Annotated in this window: 20 protein-coding genes; 13 read left to right on the forward strand and 7 right to left on the reverse strand. The window is 42.0% G+C overall.

What is annotated here, in order from left to right; translation table 11 throughout:
* Positions 1-775 precede the first annotated feature (775 nt).
* Positions 776-2,215 (forward strand): ATP-binding protein, encoded by a 1,440-nt coding sequence (locus HWQ42_RS13350; RefSeq protein ID WP_292812706.1) that lies wholly within the window; start codon positions 776-778, stop codon positions 2,213-2,215.
* The gene (locus tag HWQ42_RS13355) at positions 2,205-2,885 is read left to right on the forward strand and encodes a response regulator transcription factor (protein WP_292812709.1); all 681 of its coding nucleotides are present in this window, start codon (positions 2,205-2,207) and stop codon (positions 2,883-2,885) included. The genes HWQ42_RS13350 and HWQ42_RS13355 overlap by 11 nt, the downstream gene beginning before the upstream one ends.
* A gap of 2 nt (positions 2,886-2,887) precedes the next feature.
* Here the strand turns inward: HWQ42_RS13355 and HWQ42_RS13360 are convergent, their stop codons facing one another.
* Positions 2,888-3,181 carry a hypothetical protein gene (locus HWQ42_RS13360; protein WP_292731260.1) on the reverse strand — a complete coding sequence of 98 codons (294 nt, stop codon included), beginning with the start codon at positions 3,179-3,181 and terminating at the stop codon, positions 2,888-2,890.
* A 1,206-nt stretch (positions 3,182-4,387) separates the two neighbouring features.
* On the opposite strand from HWQ42_RS13360, the gene HWQ42_RS13365 reads away from it, so the two are divergent.
* A complete protein-coding gene (locus HWQ42_RS13365; protein ID WP_292812711.1) occupies positions 4,388-5,047 on the forward strand; it encodes a sugar transferase in 660 nt (219 codons plus the stop codon).
* Between the two features lie 397 nt (positions 5,048-5,444).
* On the opposite strand, the gene HWQ42_RS13370 is transcribed toward HWQ42_RS13365, so the two are convergent.
* Positions 5,445-6,242 carry a hypothetical protein gene (locus HWQ42_RS13370; RefSeq protein ID WP_292731256.1) on the reverse strand — a complete coding sequence of 266 codons (798 nt, stop codon included), beginning with the start codon at positions 6,240-6,242 and terminating at the stop codon, positions 5,445-5,447.
* Positions 6,243-6,618: 376 nt separating this feature from the next.
* Here HWQ42_RS13370 and HWQ42_RS13375 point away from each other — a divergent pair, with 376 nt between their 5' ends.
* Positions 6,619-7,065, forward strand: coding sequence for a molybdopterin-binding protein (locus HWQ42_RS13375; RefSeq protein ID WP_292812714.1), 447 nt, complete (start codon positions 6,619-6,621; stop codon positions 7,063-7,065).
* A 154-nt stretch (positions 7,066-7,219) separates the two neighbouring features.
* Here the strand turns inward: HWQ42_RS13375 and shc are convergent, their stop codons facing one another.
* A complete protein-coding gene (shc, locus tag HWQ42_RS13380; protein WP_292812716.1) occupies positions 7,220-9,136 on the reverse strand; it encodes a squalene--hopene cyclase in 1,917 nt (638 codons plus the stop codon).
* A gap of 175 nt (positions 9,137-9,311) precedes the next feature.
* Here shc and HWQ42_RS13385 point away from each other — a divergent pair, with 175 nt between their 5' ends.
* Positions 9,312-10,607 (forward strand): glycosyltransferase, encoded by a 1,296-nt coding sequence (locus tag HWQ42_RS13385; protein WP_292813036.1) that lies wholly within the window; start codon positions 9,312-9,314, stop codon positions 10,605-10,607.
* Between the two features lie 156 nt (positions 10,608-10,763).
* Here HWQ42_RS13385 and HWQ42_RS13390 read toward each other — a convergent pair whose 3' ends face one another.
* The 3 genes from HWQ42_RS13390 to HWQ42_RS13400 all read right to left on the reverse strand — a co-directional run bounded on the left by HWQ42_RS13390 (position 10,764) and on the right by HWQ42_RS13400 (position 12,294).
* Positions 10,764-11,378: a pentapeptide repeat-containing protein gene (locus HWQ42_RS13390; protein ID WP_292812718.1), complete on the reverse strand. Its 615-nt coding sequence runs from the start codon at positions 11,376-11,378 to the stop codon at positions 10,764-10,766.
* Between the two features lie 120 nt (positions 11,379-11,498).
* Positions 11,499-11,912 (reverse strand): HNH endonuclease signature motif containing protein, encoded by a 414-nt coding sequence (locus HWQ42_RS13395; protein WP_292812721.1) that lies wholly within the window; start codon positions 11,910-11,912, stop codon positions 11,499-11,501.
* A 1-nt stretch (position 11,913) separates the two neighbouring features.
* Positions 11,914-12,294: a hypothetical protein gene (locus HWQ42_RS13400; protein ID WP_292812723.1), complete on the reverse strand. Its 381-nt coding sequence runs from the start codon at positions 12,292-12,294 to the stop codon at positions 11,914-11,916.
* Between the two features lie 252 nt (positions 12,295-12,546).
* On the opposite strand from HWQ42_RS13400, the gene HWQ42_RS13405 reads away from it, so the two are divergent.
* Positions 12,547-12,783, forward strand: coding sequence for a hypothetical protein (locus tag HWQ42_RS13405; protein ID WP_292812726.1), 237 nt, complete (start codon positions 12,547-12,549; stop codon positions 12,781-12,783).
* 174 nt (positions 12,784-12,957) lie between these two features.
* On the opposite strand, the gene HWQ42_RS13410 is transcribed toward HWQ42_RS13405, so the two are convergent.
* Complete coding sequence (locus tag HWQ42_RS13410; RefSeq protein WP_292812728.1) at positions 12,958-13,308, reverse strand: helix-turn-helix transcriptional regulator; 351 nt, start codon at positions 13,306-13,308, stop codon at positions 12,958-12,960.
* Between the two features lie 80 nt (positions 13,309-13,388).
* On the opposite strand from HWQ42_RS13410, the gene trxA reads away from it, so the two are divergent.
* From trxA to HWQ42_RS13445, 7 genes are all read left to right on the forward strand, one after another.
* Positions 13,389-13,712: a thioredoxin gene (trxA, locus tag HWQ42_RS13415; RefSeq protein ID WP_012412473.1), complete on the forward strand. Its 324-nt coding sequence runs from the start codon at positions 13,389-13,391 to the stop codon at positions 13,710-13,712.
* Positions 13,713-13,844: 132 nt separating this feature from the next.
* A complete protein-coding gene (locus HWQ42_RS13420; RefSeq protein ID WP_292731241.1) occupies positions 13,845-14,639 on the forward strand; it encodes an SDR family NAD(P)-dependent oxidoreductase in 795 nt (264 codons plus the stop codon).
* Between the two features lie 160 nt (positions 14,640-14,799).
* Positions 14,800-15,912: an alkene reductase gene (locus tag HWQ42_RS13425; protein WP_292812731.1), complete on the forward strand. Its 1,113-nt coding sequence runs from the start codon at positions 14,800-14,802 to the stop codon at positions 15,910-15,912.
* Positions 15,913-16,036: 124 nt separating this feature from the next.
* A complete protein-coding gene (locus tag HWQ42_RS13430) occupies positions 16,037-16,468 on the forward strand; it encodes a nuclear transport factor 2 family protein (protein WP_292812733.1) in 432 nt (143 codons plus the stop codon).
* Between the two features lie 98 nt (positions 16,469-16,566).
* Positions 16,567-17,232, forward strand: coding sequence for a nitroreductase family protein (locus HWQ42_RS13435; protein WP_292812736.1), 666 nt, complete (start codon positions 16,567-16,569; stop codon positions 17,230-17,232).
* 313 nt (positions 17,233-17,545) lie between these two features.
* Positions 17,546-18,835, forward strand: a complete 1,290-nt coding sequence (locus tag HWQ42_RS13440; RefSeq protein WP_292812738.1) for an MFS transporter — start codon at positions 17,546-17,548, stop codon at positions 18,833-18,835.
* A 144-nt stretch (positions 18,836-18,979) separates the two neighbouring features.
* A complete protein-coding gene (locus HWQ42_RS13445; RefSeq protein WP_292812741.1) occupies positions 18,980-19,867 on the forward strand; it encodes an NAD(P)-dependent oxidoreductase in 888 nt (295 codons plus the stop codon).
* Positions 19,868-19,881 lie beyond the last annotated feature (14 nt).

The raw sequence follows: 19,881 nt of genomic DNA on the forward strand, positions 1-19,881 counted from the left end.
CACTTTGGCATTTCTAGGGTTTTAAAATGTTAAGGAATATTTCGCCAACAGCATCATTTTAGATTTAACTTCATAAATAATCTCTAATAATAAATTTCACAGTGGGTTAACTAGGAAATTTTATCTAAAATAGGACCAGCCCTTTCAAGGTGACTCGTAAAATCTCTGTTTTTCTCTCTGCGCTCTCTGTGCCTCTGCGGTTTAAAAGTAATTTATTTAACCACAGAGACGCAGAGAACACAGAGTTAAGAGATTAAAGAGGAATTTTTTGAGCAAAATTTTTACTTACCTTGAAAGGGCTAGTTATATAAAAGACTTTTAATTGGATATTATGTTAAGTTTCATAAATATGTAAGTATATTTACTCCGTTATTTAAGTAAGTCGGCACGATAAAACCAAGATATGTTGAGTTTTGTAAAAACCCTGGAACGATTCATTTATAAGCTCTTTGCTGACTTTACAGTTAGTTGCATATGTTTCTTTTTTAACGCCAACTTACTTAATACTTTGAGTTGTTAATACTAAAATTATAAAAAATGAAGGATTTTATATGTAATATATGAACAATTAACACTTTTAAATAACAACTTTGATAGCAAGCAGGGAAGCGGTTGCAGTTCGAGAGTCTGGAATTTTAATTAGTATGCTAGGTAACTGTAATTAAGGTGGTGGAGATATTAGATAGTGATAGCTATTAACTTGATACCTTTCCTAATTCATTCATCTAGAAAAGGTAATTTTTTAACTCCTCTCCATACTAGTATTTCGGTACTAGTGTTGTTTTTATTTGGACAGCAAGTCTTCAACCTTTTCATAGCACACCTAAATCATGAAGCATGTGACCAGGTAACCCATGCTTTATTGGTAGAGCAAGAAGGAGAAAATTTACTCAATGCTGTGATAGATAATGAAGAAAAAGGTTTTTTAGAAAATTCCAGTCGGGGACAAACCAATTCTATAGATTATGGTGATAAAAAGCCTAACTTCAATCATCTGTACAATCTCGTACAAGACAACCCTGCTCAAATAAAGCAACTCGATAAAATTAGATATATCTATAACCAGTGGCAAAGGGAATTGAAGCAAAAAGCGCTTTCTGGTTCTGTCAGCAAATCTGCTCTGGCAAAAAGCACTTTATTTGATTCCTTGCGCAACGAGATTGAGAACCTGATTCAGGGCCAAGAGATGCTTTTGAGGGTTCGCAAAAATCGTGTACGGCACTTGAATGATATTAATAGTGCGATAAACATTTTCAGCACATTAGTTATTTTGTTAGGAGCGGTTTTAAATTTTCAGTTGTTGTATAGGCGAGTCAAGCTTCCATTAAACAAATTGACACAAGTTTGTGAACTTTGGCAAGCGGGACAAATGGAAGTGCAACTCTGCCATTCTTCTATAGATGAGATCGGGCAGCTAGCTGGAGTTCTTAACGCGATCGCTGATAAGACTCGTCACCGTCAAGAAAGCATTGAGGGGCGTAACCAACAGCTTGAAGACATGATATCTGCACTTTCCCATGACCTACGTATTCCTTTACTTGCCACTCGTAACACTTTAGACTGCATGACCAGAGGAGCTTTTGGTTCCGTAAATGACACCTGGAAGGAAGTGTTTGAAGAGTACCGTGAAGCTAATGAGGATCTGCTTAAGCTTGTAGAACTCCTCTTAGATATCTCCCGTTATGAAGCACGCAGTGCTTGTTTAGCCTACGATTGCCTGCATTGGGAAAAGATTTTAATTAAAGTAATTGGTCAGGTAAAAGCAACATCTGCACGTGAGTTAGCCTTCGTTTGTAAAATTTCTCAATTGCTGCCAACTGTCTACGGTGATGAATTAGAAATTCAACGGGTTTTACAAAACTTACTTGATAACGCTGTGCGGGTAAGTAAGCCCAAAGGGGAAATTCTTCTTGAGATAACGGCTTATGAAGAAGGCCAAGTGAAGATTTCGGTGCGTGATTATGGTTCAGGAATTGCACCCCAAGCTCAGGAAAAGCTGTTCCACCGTTTTATTCAAGGACGAGGGCATCGTGGAAGAAGTGGGCTTGGTTTGTACTTATGTCGTCAAATTATTGAGGCTCACGGAGGAAACATTGGTGTCGAAAGTTCTCTTGGAGAGGGAAGTACTTTCTGGTTTACTCTCCCAAGTGCCATAAATAACCTTGATTGCAACGATGAACAGAATATAACCAGATGTAGCAAGAATGATTACTAATATTGACGAAGAGAAAATTGTGCGGGTTCTATTAGTTGACGATCACGCTTTAATCCGCCGAGGAATGAAAGGGCAATTTAGCCTAGAACCTGGTTTTAGTATAGTTGGAGAGGCATTGGACGGTGAACAGGCTGTTGAATTAGCTAGCCAACTCCAACCAGATGTAATCTTAATGGATATCGATCTACCAGTTATGGATGGGATTACAGCCACCCAGCAGATAAAAAGTAGCTGCTTGACAACTTGTGTTCTAGCCTTAAGTGCCTTCGACGACGATATTCAAGTCATGGGGATGCTTGCAGCTGGTGCTGATGGTTACTGTCTTAAAACCATTGAATGGGAACAACTCATCGCTGTCATTCAATTAATACTGCAAGGTGGTGCTTATTTAGATCCTCTAATAGCTCAAAAAGTCGCTCGGATGCTTAGGTCAAGCGCTGTCGCTCCCGATGTTCCTGTATCTCAGGTAATAGCGCAGCCTATTCTCAGTAATCGTGAACGCGAGATTCTGAAACTGATTGCACAAGGGCGCTCAAACCAGCAGATTGCAAACCAACTTTACCTCTCACTTGGAACAGTCAAGTCTTATGTACGTATGGTTCTCAACAAACTTAGCGTTGACGATCGTGTTCAAGCAGCAGCTTTAGCTGTACGCCAAGGGTTGATTTAAGCTTAGAGGAATTTATTTAAACAGGCAGATAATTCTGTAAAAGTGGTAGCCAGTGGTGAGTTGCTATTCATGAGTTGTTCTGACCACAAAATGCAAGGTTGAAGTAGTTGGTGATGAAATTTACCAGGTATGGGCAGACATAGCACCAATACATCAGGTGCAAACAAAGCGATTTCTTCAAGTGTGGGAATACTGTAATATGGAAAAACTTCTGCATTTTGTTTTAGGCAATGACCGCTGACGCGCTGCACGGTAGTGACATTGCTACCAATAATCATAATTCGGTGTCTTTTCATATAATTAATTTATATACTTAGACTTATCCGTAAATGCGAAATACATACCATACATTGGTTTTAGAGATTATAAAGAAAGTGCGATGGCGTAACCGCCCAGCGTAGTTGATCGTAAACGCTTAATGTAGTTAACAATAAGGCTTTGGGCGAAAAATTCGGACGAAATCATCAGTTAGGAGCGTAAAGATAGAAAAAAATCTATTTTTTCCCAGACAAGTTCAAGTATTAGCAGATAAAAAGCATGAGTAATTAACCCGCAATCTGACAAGTTCACAGACTGCCATTATTAGTTGACTATAATGATGATGAGATAAATAAAACCTCTCACTCGTTACTTGAAATATTTTGACTTAGCATATCATGCATTCAACATTAATTGGGCGTGACAATAATTGTTTATTATCTTGTTTCTGTAGTCGTAAAATCCCTGATTTTTTTATTTTTTATGTGATGTAATTAGGAAGCTGCGTTAAAAAATTAAGCTATGTGAAAAGATGTAAATTCAGCAAATAGTATATAAATTGGTTATTTCATAGTTTTTACAAAATTAAACATACACGGGTTTTATTGTAGTTTACTCACTATATTATGAAATTTAAACTCTCTGTACGCTACAGCCAAGCGGATAGTTAACTGGATAATTTTATTTTTCATTAGGATACTGCATAAAAAATAACTTAATTAGCCATCAGATAGTATTTTATAGTGCTATTTGTATACGAAAGTATACGTGAAATTCGCTAATTTTTTACTCAAACTTGTGAATAAAGTTTCAAGTCCTATCAAATCTTTTATGGTACTTACATCTTAAAAAAAGTCTAAGTACCATAAAAGCCTGACAAATTAGATAGAAATTTCACTTTTGTTGCAGGTATTGATGACTTACCAACAACTGCAATGTCTTGTATTATCGGACTATCTTTGAAGAGACTCAGATGAATTAAGTATTTGAAATTGATGAGACTTATGATGCCGTCGTAACCATGTTCAATGCTTAACCATGAAGTATTGACCGCTACCGTCACTGCAAATATCTTAAAAAACAAATTGGTTGGTTACATATTTACTTGCTTAACCTATTAGAAAATCTCATTCCAGCTTTTACAAGTTACCGAAATAAACAAACAAATGTGCAGACGATTGAGTTTATAAACTTACTTACTGAAACTGTAATTACTGTGTACCTCTACTTCTGATCGTTTTTATATGCAAGTTCTAGATGATACCCATACTGTTCCTAAATCTAAACTTCCAGCTCATCCCTCTGTAATTAGTAAAGCCAAGCGAATGATTGATATCTTGGGTGCTGTTATCGGGCTATCGATTACAATAGTCGTAGCAATTCCTATTGCGATCGCTATTAAGTTAGATAGCGAAGGTTCTATCTTTTACAGTCAAATTCGCTGTGGTTTGAATGGGCGTCACTTCCGAATTTGGAAATTCCGTTCGATGTCAGTTGGAGCTGACCAACTTAAGCATCTAGTTAAGAATGAAGCTGAAAGCGATCAAATATTCAAAAATGAGAATGATCCCCGCATTACCAGTGTAGGAAGGTTTCTCCGTCGCACTAGCTTAGATGAACTCCCTCAGTTTTGGAACGTGCTGCTGGGGGAAATGAGTCTAGTCGGCACCCGCCCTCCCACTCCTAATGAAGTGATACACTACTCAAAGCACCACTGGGAAAGGTTGAATGTCAAGCCGGGTATGACTGGTGAATGGCAGGCTCATGGTCGCTCCAGTATTAAAGACTTTGAAGATATTGTTCACATGGACTTAGACTACCAACGTAAGTGGTCTATCGTTTATGATATTAGTCTAATCTTGAAAACTTTAAAAGTTGTGTCAAATAAGAGCGGTGCTTGCTAACGTACAGTTAATAGAAAAAAAGTTATAAGTTCACTCAAAAATAAGCTTGCAACAGTTGCTCCAAAATTGCGTAGGCGTTCGCGTAGCTATCGTAGAGAAGCCCGTAGTAGACATTACAGATTGAAGTATTGTCTCTGACTCAATTAGAGGATTTAAGAGGTTGTTTGAAAAGTGTTTCGCTGTGACTTTAGCCACTTTTAGATCCCCCCTAACCTACCTTAAAAATGGGCGAACCAGAATCAAAGTCTCTTTTTTTCAAGGGGATTGAGAGGGAGCTAAAACTTTTGATATCAACAAGAGAATTTTTCAAACATCCTGTAAGTGAGGCGCTATTAAATTTCTCGATAGCAGCGGATTTGATCGGCTGGTTCAATAGTGTTAAATAAAGCTGACTACTTTACTCAACTTCCTCACAATGAATTAACAGCTTTTCCATCGCTTCTGCTAGAGAAATCAATTCTGTCCAAGAGGAACCACTAACTAAATTTTGGGCGTGAGCTAATCGGTTTCGCAACTGTTCAGCAGACTTGAGGAAACGTTCGCCAAACCGTTTTGATTTTAGTCCTAGTTGCTGGAGAAGTTCTGGTTGATTTAAAATCAACTCTCGCTTATCGCAGAATTGCAGATAATCTAACAAATCGGTGGCTTCGTTTCTTTCCTGACTCTCTCGCCATAGTCGTTGAGCAACTTCTAAGCGCTCAGGTTTAAGGACTTTTTGCCAAGAATCTTGAGGATAGTAAATCCGCACCAGCCGCAGCAAATTCATTTCTAGCAGCGTTACTAAGCCAAACAGTAGCATTCGCACGGGTGCTTTCTGCAAATCACCACAGGTAACAATACCACTTACCTGATTGCAATCCAAAACAAACAATCGCGGAGTTTGTTGCAAAATGGGTAGCAACTTTATCAGTGGAGTGGAAATGGCAATTAGTTCTTTGGGATGAAACACCCGTTGATAGTCGCTACATTTACCTTTTTTACCTGGGATCAAACTAGAGCGTTCTACATAACCGCTAATAATATCTCCCGTCTCAACACCGATAACATCAAAATTTTGTGCCTGCATCCAATGCAGCACTTCTTTCGCCTCCGCATCAGCTGGCATAGCTTTTAGGGGTTCTGCCACGTATTCAATGGTGATATTGTTCTCAAATAAACTCCGCAGGTCTTGAGAACGTGATTTTAGGTGTTTCATCCCCCGGCTGTGAACTCACGTTAAATAATCCTACGGCACTCACGCGATGTCTGCGACGGGCTACGCCTACGCCAGTGGAATTTTCTGTTAGATTATCCTTGCGTAAGCGTAGCTATCCCAACAAATACCATAGACCAATCTTATACCATCTTAGTTGGTATTATTTTAGTGATGATTTAAACGATTTCAAGTAACAAAATATTTCGCATCTAGAAAAAAATAAATATATATGTAGTTAACTATATGAGAATAGTTGATTAACTTGCGATAAAAATGCCGAAAATACCGACAAAAAAATGTTATTACTAAAACGACGTATCGAATTGACACTTGGTAAAATTTTACCAAGATAACCAAAATTGATAATAATATTATTATGCCAAGAAAAGAACAAGGATGGGTTACATTTCAAACTTCAGAGGACGAGCGGAAGATTCTAGAAGAGTTCTGCGAACTGTCTCAACGCACTAAGACTGAGATTCTGCGGGAACTCGTGCGTAGTCTCCCTCAGCACTCCTCAACACCAATATCACCAGCAACTCAGCAAGAAAAACAGGAAGATATCTATTACACTCAAAAGCCTGACATAGAAAGTAGTATTCAAAAGAAATCACTAAAAGTTAGTTCTCGCAATATTCTTAAAGGTGTGGTTAAACGAGTTGTTTATGGAGCAGTTAATAGTGAGGTAACTCTGGAGATTATTCACAAAGTAGAATTAACTTCGATTATCACCAGAGCTTCCGCAGAAGAGTTGGAATTATCTGAGGGAAAAGAAGCTTATGCAGTTATTAAATCTAACGATATTGTCATTGCTAGAGAATAGAAATACCTTGATTTTGGGCATTAGATATTAAGAGAATAAACTTTCTTTACTTGAGTATATATAGTTGATGCGATCGCTTATGTAATAGCTGTTTTCGTATAAACGGAATACAAAATAAGGTAGCATAGGTGTGCTACCTTACTGAAAAAGAATATTAACCTTCTTTAATCGCTGCTTGATAGCGACCTAGTGCAATTAAAGGAAAGTATTGTTGATACAGATGATACTTAAGATAAAAATGGCAAGGGAATCCAGTCCCTGTAAAGTCTGCCTCAAACCAAGTACCATCTGGCTTTTGAGTTGCCACCAGATAGCCAATTCCTCCCTCGATCACCTCAAGAGCTAATTTACCAGTTGCTTCACCTGCTGCTATTAACCCTATTATTGCCCAAGCAGTTTGAGATGCAGTACTATTTCCTTTTCCTTTGAGACTGGGATCGTCGTAGCTGCGGCAAGTCTCACCCCAACCACCATCTGGGTTTTGGCATCCAACTAACCAAGTTGCTCCTCGTTCTATACTGAGTTTATGCCTTTGAGGATCGATTAACGCTAAGGCTGATAAAACGCCACTGGTTCCGTAAATATAATTTACACCCCAACGACCAAACCAACAGCCTTCGGTTTCTTGTTCGCGTAAAAGATAAGTTAGCGATCGCTCCAAATTATCACTATCAATTGACAAATGACAAGCACCCAGCATTTCTAGTACCCTAGCGGTAACATCTGCGGTGTTTGGATCGATCATGGCTTTCAAGTCGCCATAGGGAATGGAGTTAAGCCAATCTTGATCGTTATCCAAATCAAAAGCAGCCCACCCACCTGGTTTACATTGCATAGATGCAATCCAGTTTAAGGCACGAGCGATCGCAGCCTGCTTGATTTTTTCATTAGGAAGTTTTGCCAAATGTAGTGCCATCACCACCACCGCCGAGTCGTCTACATCGGGATAAAAGCGATTGTCAAACTCAAACGCCCAAGCTCCTGGTTTTCCCTGGCGATTTTTTACAGCCCAATCTCCGTAATCTAAAATTTGTTTTTGCAGCAACCATTCTCCAGCCTTGACGACAGCCGGATGATCTGGTGCAAAGCCAGATTCTACTAAAGCACGCATTGCCCAAGCCGTATCCCAGACGGGTGAAACACAAGGCTGTACCCGATAGCTATCCTCGGTTTCAATGGCAAAGTTATCAATTGCTTGCAAACCTCGTTCCACAATGGGATCGTTTCGGTCATAATCTAGACAGCGCAAAGCTAGCATTGAATTCAGCATTGCCGGAATAATGCCGCCCCAGTCACCTGTAGCTTCTTGGCGCTCTAAAATCCATTTTTCGGCGGCTTTGATGCCTTCTTGGCGGAAGGGTACTAAATTAAGGCTTTCTGCCAACTTAAACCCCCGATCGAGGGTAAGGAATAAATCTGTCCAATCGCCAGTTTGGGGTAATTCCCATTGGACTTGATCAACACCTTCAGCGTATAGTTCATCTAGGTTGATAGCTGAGTCGGTGAGAAAAACAGGTTTGCGATCGCATACAATCAACAACGGTACTGTGCTGGAACGCGCCCAACTAGACATCTCGTAGATATTGACAGGGAAAGCTTTTGGCAACAGCATTATCCAAGGTGGCAGCGAGGGAATACCGCGCCAGTTGTAGCAGCCAATCAAAGCTAAGTGTAACTTGGTAAAAATCCGAGTTTTGCTGATACCACCGCGTTGAAGAATAAAAGCTTGCGCCCGAATCATCGCCGGATCGGTTGCTGGTACACCTAGCAATCTTAGAGCCATGTAGGCTTCAACCGAGGTGCTAATTTCTCCGCCATCACCGTAGAAAAGTTCCCAGCCGCCATGCTGCCGTTGCTCTTGACGCAAATATGCTTCGATTTTGTGCAAAGGTCTGGTTTGGTCTGTTCCCCAAATTTTATGCAGGAGGACGACTTCAGCAGTGATGGTGACATTAGATTCTAACTCTGCCCACCAGTAACCTACCGGATTTTGAATCGAAAGCAGATATTCTTGGCTAGCTGCGATCGCATCTGCGACTTGATTGACTTTTACCCTGTCTTGTGTTTGCATCAAATCCTATTTAACCTCAACACCCAACACTAGTTTTGAATCCGGCAATCTGATAAAAAATTTTTCCTATATCAGTAGACATAGTATTGTGTCTGAGTCACTAAAAATTTGCAATAGGTCATTCTTTTTTTTGAATTTTGAATTTTGCATTTTGAATTGGAGCGAAGCGACGGTCATGGATGTAATTGTATTAGGATTGATGCTCTTATCCTTGACAATTTGGTTAGGATTACTGTGTTTTTGGGGACAGTTTTGGCGGACAGACCAGCAATTAGAGGTTACAGAAACTCAGCTAGAATCGTTACCTGTAGTTTGTGCCGTGGTTCCAGCCCGTAACGAAGCTGAGTTAATACCAACTAGTTTGCGATCGCTCCTACTTCAAGATTATCCCGGTTCTTTCAACGTATTTTTAGTAGACGATCGCAGCACAGACCGGACAGCAAATTTTGCCGAAGGGGTTGCACACGCTGTCGGTAAACCCCAGCAATTGCATATTATCTCAGGTGAATCACTGCCTCCTGGTTGGTCTGGTAAACTTTGGGCGGTTGAGCAAGGTATAAACAGCGCAAGTAAATTTGCACCCGATTATTTTTTGCTAACTGACGCAGATATCGAACACGATCCTGGTAATCTCCGCCGACTCGTTGCGAAAGCTGTCCAGGAAGATTTAGATATGGTTTCGGTAATGGTGCGACTCAGGTGTGAAAGCTTTTGGGAAAAACTTTTGATTCCAGCTTTCGTCTTTTTCTTCCAAAAACTCTATCCATTTCGCTGGGTGAATAATCCCAACAATCCCACAGCCGCGGCCGCTGGAGGATCAATCCTGATCGCCCGTGAAGCTTTAGAGCAAATCGGGGGTATTCAAGTCATTCGCCAAGCTTTAATTGACGATTGCGCCCTTGCTAAAGCTGTTAAGAAGAGTGGGGGAGCAGGGGAGCAGGGGAGCAGGGGAGCAGGGGAGCAGAGGAGCAGAGGAGACAAGGGGGACAAAGAAAATAACCATGCCCAATGCCCTATGCCCAATGCCCCATACCCAATGCTTAGTCAAGGTCGTATCTGGCTAGGATTGAGTAGCTTGACTCGCAGTTTGCGTCCTTATGACTCGCTGGCGACGATTTGGGATATGGTTGCTCGTAGTGCTTATACCCAATTGAATTATTCGCCATTACTACTATTGGGAACTTTGCTGGGAATGCCTCTGATTTATTTAGCTCCACCTATATGTGTGATTCTGGGTGCAGTTTGGAGCAATTGGGCGATCGCACTTACAGGTATATTAGGATGGCTGTTAATGACTTTCGCTTACTACCCGACGATCCGCTTTTATAAATGTTCTCCTTGGTTCGCATTGAGCTTACCTGCGATCGCTTTTCTCTATACCTTAATGACTTTAGACTCAGCACTCCGTCATTGGCAAGGGCGCGGCGGCGCTTGGAAAGGAAGAGTCTACCCCAACCCAGATAATTTATAGCTGGGATAAAATTAGATTTAAAATTTGAATCAAGAAGCAAAAGACTTTATTCAAAATAAGATGGCTTTACGTATTGATAATAAAAACAAGCCAATTGATTCACCTTCTAAATCATCTTTACTAGCTGAAACTTCAATGACTGATCATCTGGTAGATTCAGGGATTTCTGTAGTATGGCCCTTGGATGATCTCACCATCTGGAAACGAGGTTTCCAAGAACAGAGCGCCTCTGCTACTGGGGAAGAGCATTCCAGTTTGTTCCAAGGGTGGAATGCCCAATTTCTTGGCTCCACTGAAATCAGTATTGGTCAGGATAGTCCAATCCAATTTAATCCCAGCGAACTCAACATCACTCAAATTAGCACTGTCCAAAACAGCCCCCGTAAAATCAGCATTGGTCAGGTTAGCGCCATCCAAGGAGGAGCAAGCCAAATTAGCACATCTCAGGTTAGCGCTGGTCAAGTTGGCATTAGACAAAATTGCCCCTCTCAAATCGACACCTCGCAAATTGGTGTAACTCAAATTGGCACGCATCAACCTAGCATCTTCAAGATTGACACCGATCAGGTCAGCCCCTTCCAAGTTGGCATCCTCCAGAAAAATATATGCCAAATTAGCTTCTCTCAAACTAGCTCTAGCCAAATTAGCTCCCCTCAACTTGGCTTCACTCAAATTAGCTCTAACCAAGTTAGCTCCTTCCAAGTCAACCCCACTAAAATCTCTCTCCCCAGCAGCATATCGCTGGAGCAACTCCTCAGCAGTTATCCTCATCTATACACCTCCGCAATAAATTCTGGAATGAACTATATTTGGATTTTAGTAACATTAACATCTCTTAAGTTTACTAAATTCCCTATTGCTCTAGGAGCAGAATTGGACTTGATCTTATATCTACGGGTACTGTCCTTGACTTATCAACACTTGTCGAGAAAGCACCCGATTGGGAACATTAAATTGAAGTAACCTTGCAGTCCCTTGACCAATCTGAGTTTTTCCTTCTATCCTGGCATTTTCAAGATAAAAATGTTCATCCCAAACTAGGCGGCGGGGATTAAACAATGGGACAATTTCTTCAGTAAGCTGGTCTATAGTAGCGAAATCAGAGCCTTTGTGACGGTTACAAGATAAACATGAAAGTGCCAAATTCTCAGCAGTAGTTTCACCCCCATGTTTGACGGCAATAATATGGTCTACTTCATGGGTATAAATAGAAAAATTTTGATGGATTCGGCAATATTCACAGCGTGCTGAAGCTCTCTGCGTCACTAACCTACGGAGTTCTACAGAAATCGAATTAGAAGTCATATTAGCTGATTGCAGAATAAGCTCGTGCTTTTAATAAAATCATCAAATGTTCTAGCTGCTCGTAAACATCTAATTCTGCTAATTCCATTTGACTGAGTGTTGCAGAGCGATTTTTTTCTAGTAATTCTTGTAGGCGTGTTTGAGATTGAAATGAAACTTTAAAATTAATAATTTGTTCTGGTTTTGGCCCCTTAATTAAAAAATCAATAACTTCTTGATAAACTGCTGGAATATTTGTAGTCTCAGGATTAACTGTTGGCTGAATATTTGTTGGTATATTAACAACGTCTAGTAATCGCCAAAGCAATTCGGGTAAGCGATTTTGCAGAGGTTCTAAACGTTGAGCTAGTTCATCGGGAATTTGAATGGTGAATTCTGCCATTGGTGCTTTTGTTGCGATTTTGCACTTTTAAGAATATGTGTTGTATCCTAATTATAGCTTTCAAATCTACGTCCGCATCAGATGCCATTGTTTTGATACGGGCATCACACCCCAAGACTTAGCGGCACGTAGATTTTTTTGGGATCGCCCGTTTTATATTTCATCAGTGATTTGTCCTTCTCAAAAGCGATCAAATTATAAGGCACGAAAGCTAAAACTAAAGTAAGCCAAAAGTGGTTAATTAAAAGAATTATGACAACCGCAACACCAACAATTAATCCTGTTACTGTCCCCAAAAAGCTGCCTTTTCTGGAGTCAATTTGTTGGCAAACTGCTGATGTCTATCGCTTTACTCCAGTACAAATGCTGAGTCGCTACGAGCGTGGTTGGCAATATCGCAACCTATTTAATAATCTTGAGGGTGAAGAACTCAATTTTCTTCAGGAACTCGCCAGACGCTATAAATCCTGGTTGCAAGTTTATTTATGATCTCCAGATTTGAACATCATAATAAAATTCTCACAGTTCTTGAATCCTTAGATTCTGACATACTATCGATCTAGCTGTTCTCAGGCTGCGATCGCCAATACCTCAAGTATCAATTGAGAAAGCTGAAAATCTTATCAGGTTATGCGCCCTTTGAAAAGAGCGATCGCACTCTTTCTAAATCCTTGAAGCTATTTGTTTAGTACTAACAGGGCTAACAGGTAATGGTTGAGCAGCTTTCAATACCACATCCAACAACCCTGGAAACAACACCTCTAAATCTTCACGCCGTAGTATGTTAATATGATGTGTACCTTCTTTGCGTGTCAAGACTATCCCCGACTCCCGCAAAATCTTAAAATGATTGGACATCGTAGACTTAGCGATCGCAAAATCAAACTTCGCACAGCATTGTTCCCCCTCAGTCGCCAGCAGCCGCACAATCTCCAGCCGCACGGGATCGCCCAATGCATACAACACGCCTGGTAAAGAAATATTTTTTCTATCTGGATGATAAAGGAATCTCATAGTTGCATTATCTCATCAGGTGGCATATATTTTTATTATTCGATATTATCGAATAATAGAATTAAGTAGGAAGGCAATTTATGTCATCCATTACAAACGTCACAGAAGCCACATTCAAGCAAGAAGTCTTGGAAAGTGAAATTCCGGTATTAGTGGACTTTTGGGCACCGTGGTGCGGCCCTTGCCGGATGGTGGGCCCAGTCGTCGATGAAGTTGCTGCTGAATACGAAGGACAGGTGAAATTTGTGAAGTTGAACACAGATCAAAATCCTACTGTCGCTAGCCACTATGGAATTCGCAGCATTCCGACGTTGATGGTTTTTAAAGGAGGTCGCCAGGTCGATACTGTCGTAGGGGCGGTTCCAAAAACTACCTTGAATAAGACCTTAGCACAGCATCTTTAATCTAGGTACTATTGTGAGATGCATTTAGTTTGCAGTCTTCTCTAGAGGGAGCCAGGAGTCCAAATAAATAAGACTCCTGACTCCTGACTCCTGAATTCTGAATTCTGTTTCAACTAATGGGGAAAGAGCGAAATGGACTTGAAATTGCATGGTAAATCCGCCCTGGTGAGTGGCTCAACCGCAGGTATTGGTTTGGCGATCGCTCTTGGGTTAGCTCAAGAGGGTGCATCAGTGATTGTCAACGGTCGTTCTGAAGAAAGAGTAGCTCAAGCGATCGCTAAAATTAAGCATTCTACACCGGACGCAAAAGTTTCTGGTGTTGTTGCTGACACAGCCACTGCATCGGGGGTAGAAAAACTCATTCAAGAGGTTCCTCACGTTGATATACTCATAAACAATGTGGGTATTTATGAGCCAAAAACCTTCTTTGATATTACTGATGAAGACTGGTTAAAGATATTTGAGGTTAACGTCCTCAGTGGAGTTCGTTTGAGTCGGCAATATCTGCAAAAGCAGCTAGAGCAAAACTGGGGGCGGATAATTTTCATCTCCAGCGAATCTGCTATTCAGATCCCAGTGGAAATGATTCACTACGGCACAACTAAGACAGCGCAGCTAGCTATTGCTAGAGGTCTAGCAGAAATGACTGTGGGGACTGGAGTTACAGTAAACTCTGTCCTCCCAGGGCCAACTCGTTCAGAAGGAGTTGAAGAGTTTATCACCAACCTGGCACAGGAACGTGGTATTAGTCCCGATCGAGTTGAGGCAGAGTTTTTTCAAAATGTGCGTCCAAGTTCCTTGATTAAACGCTTTGCAACTAATGAAGAAGTAGCAGCGATCGTAGTTTACCTTTCTAGTCCCGTAGCATCAGCAACGAATGGTGCAGCTTTGCGGGTAGATGGTGGCGTTATTCGGTCGATTGTTTAGTATTTGAACCACAACCGCATAGTCTATTTACTTGAAATAGCTGTAATGCGCTGCATACAAAATTGGGTATGAGGAAAACTCTTTCCTTATTCTCCCTCGCAGATGTGGGGTTCCAAATTTTGAATTTTGAATTTTGAATTTTGAATTGGAGCGAAGCGACATGACTACTGAGATCAATTTATTCTCTCCTTACCAATTAGGAAATCTGGAACTACCTAACCGGATAGTGATGGCACCTTTAACCCGAAATAGGGCAGGTGAGGGAAACGTACCACACCAACTGAACGCTACTTACTACGTCCAACGTGCTTCCGCCGGATTGATTATTTCTGAAGCAACACAGGTAACTCCTGAAGGACAAGGCTATCCCGCGACACCAGGAATTCATTCACCAGAACAGGTGGAGGGATGGAAGTTAGTAACCGATGCCGTACATCAGCACGGAGGTAGAATTTTTCTGCAACTATGGCACGTAGGCAGGATTTCTCACCCAGATTTACAACCGAATGGAGTTTTACCTGTAGCACCTTCTGCCATTGCCCCTAAAGGTGATGCTGCAACTTTTGAGGGGCCAAAACCTTTCGTTACTCCCCGTGCTTTAGAAACATCGGAAATACCGCAGATCGTCGAACAGTACCGTCAGGGAGCAGCAAATGCCCTAGCGGCTGGGTTTGATGGCGTGGAAATTCACGCGGCTAATGGTTATTTAATAGATCAGTTTCTCCGCGATCGCACCAATCAACGTACAGACAAATATGGAGGTTCTATTGAGAATCGTGCCCGATTCCTGTTGGAGGTGACAGAGGCGGTAACTAGTGTGTGGGATTCTAACCGAGTTGGGGTACGTTTTTCTCCCAGTGGGACTTTTAACGATATAGGTGACTCCAATCCTCTGGAGACATTCGGTTATGCAGCTCAAGCGTTGAACCAGTTTAATTTGGCATATCTGCATATTTATGAGGCAACAGAGGCAGATATTAGACATGGCGGGATAATAGTACCCACTAGTCATATACGCGATCGCTTTACAGGTACACTCATCGTCAATGGTGGTTATACCCGTGAAAAAGGCGATGCAGTGCTGGCAAATAAAGCAGCAGATTTAGTTGCCTTTGGCACATTATTTATATCAAATCCCGATTTACCCCGACGCTTGGCTTTGAATGCACCACTAAATGAACCAAATCAAGCAAGCTTTTATGGCGGCGGTGAAAAAGGATATACAGACTATCCATTTTGGTCGGCGGCTAACGAGCAGGTGGTCAATGCCTAATTCTTCTCATCTAAATAATTAAAACCCACTTCCCGCACTCTAAAGTATCAAATAAAACTGAGGATTTTTAGATTTTTCCTAGATACAACATCAGTAAAATGATTGTAAAAATTGGTTGTGAACTATGAAAGATACTTTAGATGCAGCGGAAATCAAAGAACGCGTTAACGATTGGCTAGCTGCGTTTAGTCCAGGCAACAAACCCTTTGATTTCTCTCTCCTAGACAATCTCTACTGGCAAGATGAAGAATTCCTCGCCTTCGATACCCTCTCACCGCAGACCACTCGAATTCAAGGATGGCAATCCTATGAGGAAATATGGAAGCCCTTCATGACAGCAATAACTCAGTGGCAAGTTAAATTAGTTGGGGATATTCAGATATTTACAGGTGATAACATTACCGTCTCTGCTTTGATCTTCCACAGTACAGCAACCACCATCGGGAATGAGGCGGTTGGAATTACGGCTCATGCAACGCTTGTATGGCAGAAGCGAAACGGACAATGGCGCATTATCCACGAGCATATCTCTAACCCGGTTAACATTGCCAATTAGAAAGGAACATATTTGGATTGCTCTGCTCTTTAACGCTCTTAATCACTTTAGATATAAAATCCGAAACCCTCTCATAATCCAACTATCAGGAGAATATAATGAGTTCCATCATCCAAACCCAACCTTTAGATGTACCCAGTGCGATCGCTAAACGTCGTTCTATCAAAACTTTTAAAACAGACCCCATCACCCCAGAACTGCTCAACCAACTAGTAGAGTTAACCGTGGCTGCACCCAGCAGCTATAATATCCAGGACTGGCAAATTATTCTTGTGCAAGATGAAGCGCAAAAGGTAGCATTGTCAGCGGCATCTTTTAATCAACAACAAATTGTTCAAGCACCTGTAACCTTTGTGTTTGCCGCCGATCCTAACGCAGGCGAACAAAACTTGACCCCAATTCTAGAGCAGGGACTCGAAACTGGGGCATGGAATGAAGGTACGGTCAACTACTTTAAAACCGCCGTTCCGCAATTTCAAGCATCGCTGGGCGGGAAGCGACGCGAATATGCGATCAAAGATGCCATCATTGCTGCTACCCATTTGGTGTTAGCGGCAGAAAGTCTGGGATTATCCACTTGTTTTATGAACGGTTGGATTGAGAATCAGGTAAAACAAGTGATTGGTGCTGGGGATAATCCAGATTTAGCGATCGCTGTTTTAGTTCCTGTTGGCTATGCAGCCGAACCACGCTTAAATCCAGGTCGTTTGCCATTCTCCTCCAACGTCTCTGTGGACAGAATCGGTAATCCTTATGCAGGATAGTTCTCTCTAAATGGGGCATTGGGCATTGGGAATAGGGGATGAGTCTTTGATACTCGTGAATGAGTCTTTAATACTCGCCGACGAGTCTTTGATACTCCTGAATGAGTCTTTGAACTCCGTTAATGAGTCTTTAATACTCGCTGACGAGTCTTTGATACTCCTGAATGAGTCTTTGAACTCCGTTAATGAGTCTTTAATACTCGCTGACGAGTCTTTGATACTCCTGAATGAGTCTTTGATCTCCACTTGTCTGCCCTTCTGCTTCCCTGCCCCCTGCTCTCTGCCCCCTGCTCCCACTCCCCCCCTCCAAACCATGTCCTTACCCTCCTTCCTGGCACGTCGTTCGTTCCACTATGGCTGGATCGTCGCGGGTTTAACATTCCTAGCCTTGCTGGTGGCAGCCGGAATTCGCTCTGCTCCGGGAGTTTTTATAGTGCCTCTCGAACAAGAGTTTGGCTGGAGTAGAGCAACTATATCTTTGGCAATCTCCATTAACTTAGTACTCTACGGACTAATTGGACCTTTTGCTGCCACAGTTATGGAGCGAATCGGCATTCGTCGGATGATGGTATTCTCACTTGCTGTCATTGCACTGGGTGTCGGTTTAACCACCTTAATGTCAGCTTCCTGGCAGCTAGTATTGCTGTGGGGTGTAGTTGTCGGTAGTGGTAGCGGAGTTATCGCCCTAGTTTTGGGTGCTATTGTCGTCAATCGCTGGTTTTTGGAAAAGCGGGGTCTAGTTCTGGGCATCTTAACCGCCAGTACAGCCACGGGACAACTAGTGTTTCTGCCAATGCTGGCCTCAATAGCCGATCGCTTTGGGTGGCGAACTGCGGCTCTCGCTCTGACTGGTGTAGCACTTCTAATTATTCCAGCGATCGCAGCCTTTATGCGCGATCGTCCGGCAGATGTCGGTTTGCGAGCCTTTGGCGACAACAGCGAAACTGTAGAAGTGTTACAGCCCAAAGTCAATTCCATCGCCTCCACTCTTAACGCCCTCTGGCTTGGAATGCGTAATCGAGACTTCTGGCTGTTATTTGGTAGCTTTTTTATCTGTGGCGCAAGCACAAATGGGTTAATTGGAACTCATCTAATTCCTGCTTGTATTGACCACGGTATCCCGGAAGTCAAGGCTGCTGGGCTTTTGGCAATCATGGGACTATTTGATTTTTTTGGTACTACTATGTCCGGTTGGCTATCTGACCGCTGGAACAATCGCTACTTATTGTGCTGGTACTACGGATTACGGGGTATATCTTTGATTTTCTTGCCCTTCAGCTTTAACTTTTCCTTCTATGGACTTTCCATTTTCGCCGTCTTCTATGGACTTGATTGGATTGCTACCGTACCACCGACAGTCCGTCTTGTTGCCAACATCTTCGGTAAAGAAAATGTCGGCGTGATGTTCGGTTGGATTGTCGCAGGACACCAGCTTGGTGCAGCCACAGCAGCATTCGGAGCCGGAGTGTTGAGAACTTGGACGGGTAGTTATTTACAAGCATTTATTTTATCAGGCTTTCTCTGTCTGATTGCCGCAGTTTGTGTACTGCAAATTGGTCAAACTCCCACTAAGAGTAATTATTTTGTAGAGAAGAATTTGTAGAGTGTGCGTAAATCCTAATAACTTGCTTGTTAAGCTTATCCGTGGTTTGATATAGTACGGTAGCTCTATCAGGTTAAAGTAGTTTGTTGACGACTCAATTACCTGAATTAACTTGTCAGCCACAAAGTAAATATAAGACTTTCCATGCCTATCCAAACTATTGGTATTTTAAGTCCGGGTGATATGGGACAAGCGATCGCAGCTGTTCTCAATCAACATGGATTGAAAACTATTGCCGCCCTAAACGATCGCAGCGAACGAACTCGGCAATTAGCAGCCGCAGCCAACATCCAAGATGTGGGTTCCCTCACACAATTGGTAATTGAATCTGATGTGGTGCTGTCAGTTCTAGTCCCCGCAGCGGCTACCCAAGCAGCGAAGCAAGTAGCTGAGGCGATCGGCAATGTGGGTAAACCCATTCTTTACGTTGACTGTAATGCGATCGCACCCCAAAAAGTCATAAACATCGGTCAACTCATTGAATCAGTTGGGGGAATATTCGTAGATGCATCAATTATTGGTCCACCACCACGAGTTCCCAATCGCACCCGCATTTACACTTCAGGAAAACAAGCAAATCAACTCCTACAACTGCGAGATCGTGGTTTAGATGTGCGGGTGATTGGTGAGGAAATTGGTCAGGCTTCCGGGTTGAAAATGTCTTACGCAGCTCTGACAAAAGGACTTACAGCAATCGGCACAGAATTACTAATTGCAGCCCATCGTTTAGGTTTGGATAAAGAATTATGGGATGAAGTATCTAGTAGTCAACAAGAACTTGCTAGCATCTTAACCCGTTCCATTCCAGCGATGACACCGAAAGCCCATCGTTGGGTAGGAGAAATGGAAGAGATTGCAGAAACCTTTAAAGAGTTGGGTCTAACTGAGCGCATTTTTTACGGAGCAGCAGACGTTTACCGTTTGGTGAAAGACACCTCCTTGGGTAAAGAAACACCAGAAGAGTCTAATCGCGATCGCTCCTTGGATGAAATCATTACAATCCTCTCCAATGAAGCAAGCTCGGACACCTAATCTTGAGTATTTTT

Source organism: Nostoc sp. JL23, from assembly GCF_017115065.1.
Taxonomy (GTDB): domain Bacteria; phylum Cyanobacteriota; class Cyanobacteriia; order Cyanobacteriales; family Nostocaceae; genus Nostoc; species Nostoc punctiforme_A.

Bases quoted from the DNA above. Each gene is read 5' to 3' on its own strand.
- HWQ42_RS13355 (WP_292812709.1), top strand. From the start codon at position 2,205: ATGATTACTAATATTGACGAAGAGAAAATTGTGCGGGTTCTATTAGTT.
- HWQ42_RS13375 (WP_292812714.1), top strand. From the start codon at position 6,619: ATGCCAAGAAAAGAACAAGGATGGGTTACATTTCAAACTTCAGAGGAC.
- trxA (WP_012412473.1), top strand. From the start codon at position 13,389: ATGTCATCCATTACAAACGTCACAGAAGCCACATTCAAGCAAGAAGTC.
- HWQ42_RS13420 (WP_292731241.1), top strand. From the start codon at position 13,845: ATGGACTTGAAATTGCATGGTAAATCCGCCCTGGTGAGTGGCTCAACC.
- HWQ42_RS13365 (WP_292812711.1), top strand. From the start codon at position 4,388: ATGCAAGTTCTAGATGATACCCATACTGTTCCTAAATCTAAACTTCCA.
- HWQ42_RS13430 (WP_292812733.1), top strand. From the start codon at position 16,037: ATGAAAGATACTTTAGATGCAGCGGAAATCAAAGAACGCGTTAACGAT.
- HWQ42_RS13440 (WP_292812738.1), top strand. From the start codon at position 17,546: ATGTCCTTACCCTCCTTCCTGGCACGTCGTTCGTTCCACTATGGCTGG.
- HWQ42_RS13445 (WP_292812741.1), top strand. From the start codon at position 18,980: ATGCCTATCCAAACTATTGGTATTTTAAGTCCGGGTGATATGGGACAA.
- HWQ42_RS13395 (WP_292812721.1), bottom strand. From the start codon at position 11,912: ATGACTTCTAATTCGATTTCTGTAGAACTCCGTAGGTTAGTGACGCAG.
- HWQ42_RS13360 (WP_292731260.1), bottom strand. From the start codon at position 3,181: ATGAAAAGACACCGAATTATGATTATTGGTAGCAATGTCACTACCGTG.
- HWQ42_RS13435 (WP_292812736.1), top strand. From the start codon at position 16,567: ATGAGTTCCATCATCCAAACCCAACCTTTAGATGTACCCAGTGCGATC.
- HWQ42_RS13385 (WP_292813036.1), top strand. From the start codon at position 9,312: ATGGATGTAATTGTATTAGGATTGATGCTCTTATCCTTGACAATTTGG.
- HWQ42_RS13405 (WP_292812726.1), top strand. From the start codon at position 12,547: ATGACAACCGCAACACCAACAATTAATCCTGTTACTGTCCCCAAAAAG.
- HWQ42_RS13410 (WP_292812728.1), bottom strand. From the start codon at position 13,308: ATGAGATTCCTTTATCATCCAGATAGAAAAAATATTTCTTTACCAGGC.
- HWQ42_RS13390 (WP_292812718.1), bottom strand. From the start codon at position 11,378: ATGAGGATAACTGCTGAGGAGTTGCTCCAGCGATATGCTGCTGGGGAG.
- HWQ42_RS13400 (WP_292812723.1), bottom strand. From the start codon at position 12,294: ATGGCAGAATTCACCATTCAAATTCCCGATGAACTAGCTCAACGTTTA.
- shc (WP_292812716.1), bottom strand. From the start codon at position 9,136: ATGCAAACACAAGACAGGGTAAAAGTCAATCAAGTCGCAGATGCGATC.
- HWQ42_RS13425 (WP_292812731.1), top strand. From the start codon at position 14,800: ATGACTACTGAGATCAATTTATTCTCTCCTTACCAATTAGGAAATCTG.
- HWQ42_RS13370 (WP_292731256.1), bottom strand. From the start codon at position 6,242: ATGAAACACCTAAAATCACGTTCTCAAGACCTGCGGAGTTTATTTGAG.